The sequence below is a fragment of the Micromonospora sp. D75 genome (genome assembly GCF_018070405.1).
In the GTDB taxonomy this organism is placed as follows: Bacteria; Actinomycetota; Actinomycetes; order Mycobacteriales; family Micromonosporaceae; genus Micromonospora; species Micromonospora chalcea.
In genome coordinates this window covers 1-7,313 of sequence record NZ_JAGPXV010000288.1, presented here as the reverse complement: position 1 = coordinate 7,313, position 7,313 = coordinate 1, and the positions used below count along the sequence as shown (strand labels likewise).

At 71.2% G+C, this 7,313-nt stretch carries 7 protein-coding genes and 1 pseudogene; 3 read left to right on the top strand and 5 right to left on the bottom strand.

The window, feature by feature from the left end:
* Positions 1–236 precede the first annotated feature (236 nt).
* Complete coding sequence (locus KBX39_RS17970) at positions 237–545, top strand: hypothetical protein (protein WP_051611207.1); 309 nt, start codon at positions 237–239, stop codon at positions 543–545.
* A complete protein-coding gene (locus KBX39_RS17965; protein WP_312247451.1) occupies positions 546–3,200 on the top strand; it encodes a DUF4132 domain-containing protein in 2,655 nt (884 codons plus the stop codon).
* Between the two features lie 27 nt (positions 3,201–3,227).
* Here KBX39_RS17965 and KBX39_RS17960 read toward each other — a convergent pair whose 3' ends face one another.
* A complete protein-coding gene (locus KBX39_RS17960; protein ID WP_210871626.1) occupies positions 3,228–4,937 on the bottom strand; it encodes a Na+/H+ antiporter in 1,710 nt (569 codons plus the stop codon).
* Positions 4,938–5,004: 67 nt separating this feature from the next.
* Here KBX39_RS17960 and KBX39_RS17955 point away from each other — a divergent pair, with 67 nt between their 5' ends.
* Complete coding sequence (locus tag KBX39_RS17955; protein WP_043326103.1) at positions 5,005–5,742, top strand: Clp protease N-terminal domain-containing protein; 738 nt, start codon at positions 5,005–5,007, stop codon at positions 5,740–5,742.
* A 66-nt stretch (positions 5,743–5,808) separates the two neighbouring features.
* On the opposite strand, the gene KBX39_RS17950 is transcribed toward KBX39_RS17955, so the two are convergent.
* The 4 genes and pseudogenes from KBX39_RS17950 to KBX39_RS17935 form a co-directional block, all read right to left on the bottom strand.
* The gene (locus tag KBX39_RS17950) at positions 5,809–6,327 is read right to left on the bottom strand and encodes a hypothetical protein (RefSeq protein ID WP_166455581.1); all 519 of its coding nucleotides are present in this window, start codon (positions 6,325–6,327) and stop codon (positions 5,809–5,811) included.
* 106 nt (positions 6,328–6,433) lie between these two features.
* The gene (locus KBX39_RS17945) at positions 6,434–6,853 is read right to left on the bottom strand and encodes a PIN domain nuclease (protein WP_043326099.1); all 420 of its coding nucleotides are present in this window, start codon (positions 6,851–6,853) and stop codon (positions 6,434–6,436) included.
* On the bottom strand, positions 6,853–7,110 hold the full coding sequence (locus tag KBX39_RS17940; protein ID WP_043326097.1) for a type II toxin-antitoxin system VapB family antitoxin: 258 nt from the start codon (positions 7,108–7,110) through the stop codon (positions 6,853–6,855). The genes KBX39_RS17945 and KBX39_RS17940 overlap by 1 nt, the downstream gene beginning before the upstream one ends.
* 66 nt (positions 7,111–7,176) lie before the next feature.
* Positions 7,177–7,308, bottom strand: a pseudogene (locus tag KBX39_RS17935) (TetR family transcriptional regulator); the annotation flags it as partial.
* Positions 7,309–7,313: the final 5 nt, after the last annotated feature.

Sequence of the window (7,313 nt, the reverse complement as noted above, 5' to 3'; positions counted from 1 at the left end):
CGATGTTGTAGACCAGCGGCAGACAGTGCGAGACCACCTCGTCCGTCGCCGCCCGGTCGCCGCGGCGCGCCGCGTCCACCACCGCCCACATGTCGGCCCTGTTCGGGTACGCGGGATAGGACACGCTCACAACCTCGCCTTCACGGAATGATCTCGTACACCGTGGAGACTGTCCGGTACGCGGTCAGGTCACACAAAATGCTGAGGTGTCGGAGGGAAGCGTTACCTTCTCCGCCATGCCATTGATCACAGTCACCGACGAGGTGGTCGGAGCTCCGGGCGGGCCCGCGTGGACCATTGAGGTCTTCGAGGAGACGCTGCCCCTCGCCGAGTTGATCCGCCGTCGGGTTTCCCTCGAGATCGCCGAGTCCGGCGCGGACGCCGATCCCGAGGAGCGGACGCGGATGACACTCGACGCGTTCGGCCGCAACGCCTTCGTGGTGCTCGTCGACGACCACCAGGTCACCGACCTGGACGAGAAGGTCCGCCTGCACGCGGGATCGCGCGTCACCTTCCTCAAGCTCGTCCCGCTGGTGGGTGGCTGAGTGGACACGTACGACCCCGAGTCGGCCCTGCGCGATGTGGCCGCCACCGTCAAGAGGTGGTGCGAGCGGAGCGGCCAGACCCTCAACGAGCCCACTCAGCGGGAATCCATCAGCCTGGTGGTGACCGTGTGCGGCTGGGCGCCGGCCGGGACGGTTCCGTCGCTGCTCGCGGCACTGAACGATCCGCACGGGCCGTACGATCTCGCTCCGCCGCTGGTCGAGCTGCTACCGGAGGCGACCCGGCAGGCGCAGACGGTCGCCGCCGCCGTGGCCGACCTGGCCGGTGACGACGCGGATCACGACCGCCGTGTCACCGCTGCGTCGACACTGATCGACCGCCTGCCGTCGCTGCCGTACGCGCACGAGGACCCGCGGGACCGGGCCCGGGGCGAAGCGTGGCGCCGCACGAAGGAACTCCTGGCCGCACAACCGGCGCCGGTACGGCAGGTGGTGTTCGACGCGTTGGCCGTGCCGGGCTCGGGCAAGGACGGGTGGGCCACGCTGATCCGTGCCGTGTGTTCCGGCGGCGGCCTCGACGGCTCGGCCTGGCTCGGCCGGCTGAGCACTCAGGCCTGGCTGGGATTCAACTACTGGAGCTCCCATCTCACGCGGTTCACCTGGGAGTCCCTCCAGGCGGAGGCCGCGGCCGGGCGGGTGAACCCGGCGGCGCTGGCGACCTGGCGTCGGACCGGGATCGAGCGCTCGCTGAGCTACATCAGCGACGAGGCCGACCGGATGTGGCCGATCCCCAACGTCGGTGAGCAGTGGGCCGACCGCGCCGTCGCGGACATCGAGGCGATGCCGGCGGATCGCCGGTCCGCGTGGGAGGCGCTGCTGGCGCACTGCCCGGTCGAGGCGGACAAGGCGAAGCCGACGGCCGCCTGGCGCAAGCAGGCCCGGTCGCTGCTCGACGCGGTGGGCGTCGACGAGTTCACCGCCCGGCTCGACGACTGGCTCCCGCTCGTCGGGCAGTCCCGCAGCCTGCCACTGCGCATGACCACGTGCTGCGCCGGCCACATCAAGGACATGCCACCACGGATGATCGACCGCTACAACGTCAGGCTGCTGTGGGGCCTGCTCTGGATGCGGACGATGTGCCCGCCGTCCGAAGAGACCCTGCGCAGCCTCGGCCAGATCGCGGAACGGGCCGCCCGCAAGATCTCCGGCCACGGCCCGGCGAGCCCGAAGCTGGCGAACGCCGCGGTCGCGGCGCTCGTCGACACCGATCACCCGGCCGCGCTCGCCCAGCTGGCGCGACTGTCCTCGCGGCTGACCTACAAGAGCACCCTGCGCCTGGTGGAGAAGGGGTTGACTCGGCACGCCGAGGCGCTCGGTGTCAGCCGGGAGGACGTCGAGGAGATGGCCCTGCCCGGCTTCGGGCTGCCGCTCGCGGACAAGCTGGGCGACTGTTCGTACGAGCTGGAGGTGCGCGGTGTCGACGCCGTAGTGATGTGGCGCAACGCGGACGGCAAGGTGGTCAGGACGCCTCCGGCGCAGGTGCGCAGGGAGCACGGCGAGGAGGTGAAGGAGCTGAAGGCGACTGTCGCCGACGTCGCCGCGACGCTCGTCGCCACCCGCGACCGGCTGGAAGGGCTGCTGCGGCGCGACCGTTCGTGGACCGTCGAGCAGTGGCGCGAACGGCTCCTGGACCATCCGCTGGCCCGTACGCTGGCCCGGCGGCTCGTCTGGACGGTCGACGGCGTCGCCTGCTGCTGGGCCGGTGAGGCGCTGCGCACAGTGGACGACACCGTGTTCGAGCCGGCCGACGACGCGACGGTCCGGTTGTGGCATCCGGTGCTCGACCCCGACGCGGTGGGGCCGTGGCGGGAGTTCCTGACCCGGCACGCGATCACCCAGCCGTTCAAGCAGGCGCACCGGGAGCAGTATCTGCTCACCGACGCGGAGCGAGCCACTGGCGTGTACTCCAACCGGTTCGCCGCGCACATCGTGCGTCAGCACCGGCTCAACGCGCTGCTGTCCCGGCGCGGCTGGTCGTACGTCCAGCACCGCAACGACGGGGCGTCCTACAACCTGCCCTGGCTGGCCCTCCCGGACTGGGGGCTGCGCGCCGAACTGGGTGTCGCCGGGATCGAGCACCGGGACGACGACCTCGTGTTCGACACGATGGGAACCGACCAGCTGTTCTTCATCCGGGGCGAGCGCCTGCCGGTTCCGCTGGCGCAGGTTCCGCCGGTCGTGCTGAGCGAGGTGATGCGCGACGTCGACCTGTTCGTGGCCGCGGCCGGGGTGGGCGCCGACCCGAACTGGTACGACGGTGGGCCGGAGGGCCGGTATCGCGACTACTGGGCGCAGAACAGCTTCGGCGAGCTGACCCCGACCGGCCGGACGCGCCGGGACGTGCTGGCGGAGCTGATCCCCCGGCTGGCGATCGCCGGTCGCTGCACGCTCACCGACAGGTTCCTGGAGGTACGCGGCGACCTGCACACGTACCGCATCCACTGCGGCTCGGGCAACATCCTGATCGCCCCGGACGAGCGGTACCTGTGCGTCATCCCGGACTCGGCGAAGGCGAAGGAGCCGGAGATGTTCCTGCCGTTCGAGGGTGACAGCCGGCTCGGCGAGATCATCAGCAAGGCGTTGCTGCTGGCCGCCGACAAGAAGATCAAGGATCCGGTGATCCTGCGCCAGCTGTGAGGCGGCCGACGGGCGCCGGGCCCGTAGTCAGCTCGGCGCCCGCTTCGGCAGCAGCAGCTCCTCGTGGTCGAGTTCGCGTTCCAGCACGCGCAGTCCCTCGTCCGGCAGCCGGCCGGAGTCGCGCCACCGCAGCAACTCCTCGCGCTGTGCCTCCAGCGCGGTCCGGTGGACCCGCAGCGCCGTCTCGTACTCGGGTGAGGTGGGCAGCTCCGACGATCCGCTCTGCTGGAGCAGGTCGAGCCGCCCCCGGTAGCGGGCCAGCCGGGTCAGCAACTGGGCGCGTGTGGTGTCGACCGCCACCCGCGTGTCCGGTTCCTCGGCGGCGACGGTGTCGAGGCGGGCCAGGGCGGCCTCGACGGCGGCGGAGCGGGCCTCGTTGCGTACCCGGGCCTGGACTGCCTCGTCGGCGCGCAGGCCGAGCATCCGCACGAGCGGCGCGAACGTCAGGCCCTGCCCGACCAGCGTCACCAGGACCACCACGAAGGTGCAGAACAGCAGCAGGTCGCGGTCGGGGAACGGGTCTCCGCTGTTGGTGGTGAGCGGCAGCGTGAAGATGGCGGCCAGACTGATCACGCCCCGGGTGCCGGACCAGCTCAGCGCCACCACCTCGCGTGCGGTCAGTCCGCGGGCGTTGCGGTCTGCTCGCCCGGTTCGCCGCGCCGCGCCGGGTGGGTCGGTGTCGTCCTGTTCGGCGACGCCGCCCAGCCGGGTGTGCAGCGACCGGGGGAGCCACTGGGTCAGGATCAGCCAGGCCGGGCGCAGGAGCAGGACCACGCCGACGGACACGGCGACGGCGACGGCGATGGTGGAGGTCTCGTACTGGCGCAGGCCCCGCACGACGGCGGGGAGTTGCTGGCCGATGAGCAGGAAGACGAAGCCTTCGAGCAGGAAGTCGACGAGCCGCCACACGGCGTTGGTCTGGAGGCGGGCCGCCCCGGACCCGAACTGCGGCGTCTGGTGGCCGACGATCAGGCCGGCGACCACCACTGCGAGTACGCCGGAGACGTGCAGCGCCTCGCCGAGCAGGTACGCCACGAACGGTGTCGCGAGCGAGATGGCGTTGGACAGCAGCGGGTCCGCGGTGAGCGGCCGGACCAGCCGTTTGGCCCGGGCGACGACGACACCTACGGCGATTCCGCCGGCCGCCGCGAGCACGAACTGCCCGACCGCTGCGTGGAACGAGAACTCGCCGCCCACGGCGGCGGCCACCGCGACGCTGAGCATGGTCAGCGCGGTGGCGTCGTTCAGCAGCCCTTCGCCCTGGATGATCGTGACCATCTTCGGCGGCAGGTTGACCCGGCGGCCCACGGCCAGGGCGGCGACCGGGTCGGGCGGGGCGACGGCGGCGCCGACCGCGATGCCGGCGGCCAGGGTCGCGCCGGCGACGAACAGGTGGAACCCGACGCCGACGAGCAGTCCGGTGAGGAGCACCAGCAGCACCGAGAGGCTGACCACGATCCGCAGGTTGCGCCGGATGTCCAGCAGGGACGAGTCGAGCGCGGCGCTGTAGAGCAGCGGCGGCAGCACGACCATGAGCACGAGGTCGGGATCGAGGCCGATGTTGGGGCCGGGGAGCAGCGCGTACGCGATGCCGATGAGCGGCAGGAGCGCGGCGGCGGGCAGGCCGGTGCGGGAGGCCACCCACCGTACGGCGATGACGACCGCGACGGCGGCGAGCACGAACAGCAGTGTCGAATGGGTGCTCACCCCGGTCGACACTACCGGGATCGAGATCATCGCGCGATGGGAAAGGGGTCGTCAACCGAGGGTTGACGCATCCGTATCGTCAACCTATGGTTGACGCATGGAGGAGACGGAACCGCACAAGATGACCCACCCGGTACGCCTCGACGACCTCATCGACGGCATCAAGAAGGCACACACCGACGCGCTCGACCAACTGGCCGACGCCGTCCTCGTCGCCGACCACCTGGGCGACGTCGCCGATCACCTGATCGGGCACTTCGTCGACCAGGCGCGCCGCTCCGGCGCGTCGTGGACGGAGATCGGCCGCAGTATGGGCGTGAGCAAGCAGGCCGCCCAGAAGCGTTCCGCGGCCAAGGCGGAGACCGCCGCCGCGCTCGACCCGAACTCCGGGTTCGGCCGGTTCACCCCGCGCGCCCGCAACGTCGTGCTGGCCTCGCAGGAGGAGGCGCGGGCGGCCGGCAACGCCGAGATCACCCCGGGACACGTCGCGCTCGGGTTGCTCGCCGAGCCGGAAGGGCTGGCCGCCGCCGCGATCGTGGCGCAGGGCGTACCCCTGGAGCGGCTGCGGGAGGTCGTCACCGCGACGCTGCCGGCGAAGGCCGGCCAGGTCCCGGACCTGATCCCCTACGACGCGCGGGCCAAGAAGGTCCTGGAGCTGACGTTCCGGGAGGCGCTGCGGATGGGACACAACTACATCGGTACGGAGCACATCCTGCTCGCCCTGCTGGAGGAGGAGGGCGGCGACGGTGTGCTGACCGGACTCGGGCTGCGCAAGGACGCGCTGGAGTCGGCGTTCGAGGCGGCGCTGGCCGAGATCACCCGAAAAGGGGCCTGACACCGGGCCGGGGCCTGCCCCCGGGCCGGCCCCGCCCCCCGGGGGCGCGGCCCCGGCCCGCGTGTGTCATTCGGCGGTGGGGAACCCGTAGCGGGCCGCGTGCTCCGGGTCGGCCGGGTCGACCTGGCGGATGCCGGCGTCGGCGAGGCGCTTGTTCACCTCGTCCAGGCGTTCCCGGACCAGCCGGGCCTCCTCCTCGGTGACGCGGCCGCGGTGCGGGCGCCCGGCGTGCTCGATGGTGCCGTAGTCGATCTTTTCGGTGGCGCGGCGTGCCTTGGGCGGCTTGACCCGCTCGGCGGTACGCAGCAGTTGCGCCATCGGCACGTCGGTGGCCATCGCGTCGAACTCGCTGGCGGTCAGCACCACCCGGCGCGGCTCGCCGTGGCCGTGCCGGTCGTGGATCTCCACCACCGCGACGTCCAGTGCCGCGTCGTCGATGCTCTCCACGTCGACCGGGGTGGCGTCCAGTTGCACGGGCCCGGCGACCAGGTCCGGGTGCTCCAGTACGACGACCTTGACCACCTCGTCGTCGGCGCTCAGCACCTGACCGGTGAAGTCGGAGACGTGGATCGTCTTCTTGCCCATGCGCGGAGCTTCTCCTGTCGTAGGCCGGAAATCGGACCACAAGACGCTACCGCACAGGTGTGCGAAGACCGGTACGCCGCCGGCCGGTGTGTCGCCGCCCGCGTTCCTAGAGGCTGCCTTTCGGGGCGACCCACTCGGTGGGCTGGTGGGTGAGCGCGGCGATCCGGTCGTAGTCGGCGTCGTAGTGCAGCACCGTGGCACCGTGCAGCTCGGCGGTCGCCGCGATGATCAGATCAGGCAGCCGAAAGTTGCGGTGCTGGCTCTCGGCGGCCAGTAGGCGGTGCACCGCCATGGCGCGGTCCATCGCCTCGGCGGTGACATCCAGCCAGCGGTGACCCCGGAGCGCCTGCCACAGGATCTCGTATCCCTTCGGTGTGGGGGCGTTGTTCAGATATTCCAGCGAGGTCATCTGGCACGCGGCGAGGCGCCCTTCTGCCAGCAGCGTCTCGAAGCGCTTCCGGACGGCCTGGTGCCGAGCCTGAAGCACGTACACCGACGTGTCCGCCAGGTAGACCTGGCCGGCCATCAGGCCGCGGCCTCGCCGTCGCGGGCGTCCTCGGCGAGCCGGCTCAAGTCGCGCCCACCGCCGTAACGCCAGCCCTCGTCCGACTCGGCGAAGTCCATCTCGACCTGATCGAACGCGGCGACGATCTCCTTCGCCTGCCGCCGGACGGCGAAGGCGTGCAACGCGGCGTTGATGGTGGCGACCTTGGTGTCGGTGCCCAGCACCTCGCGGGCGGACTCCAGCCACTCATCGTTGACGTCCACCGTGATGCGGGTCATGCGTTCGACCGTACACCAGGAAGTGCTGGATCTGCGCACCAAGCTGCGCTTGAAATTGGTGCGTCAGGCGGCCGCCTCCCGGTGATCGCGCTGGGTGCCCGCGTAGAACTCCTGGACCAGGTGCTCCTTGGAGCCGAAGTAGTAGTAGGCGTTGCCCACCGCCACGCCGGCCTCCTGGGCGACCGCGCTGTCTCTTATACACA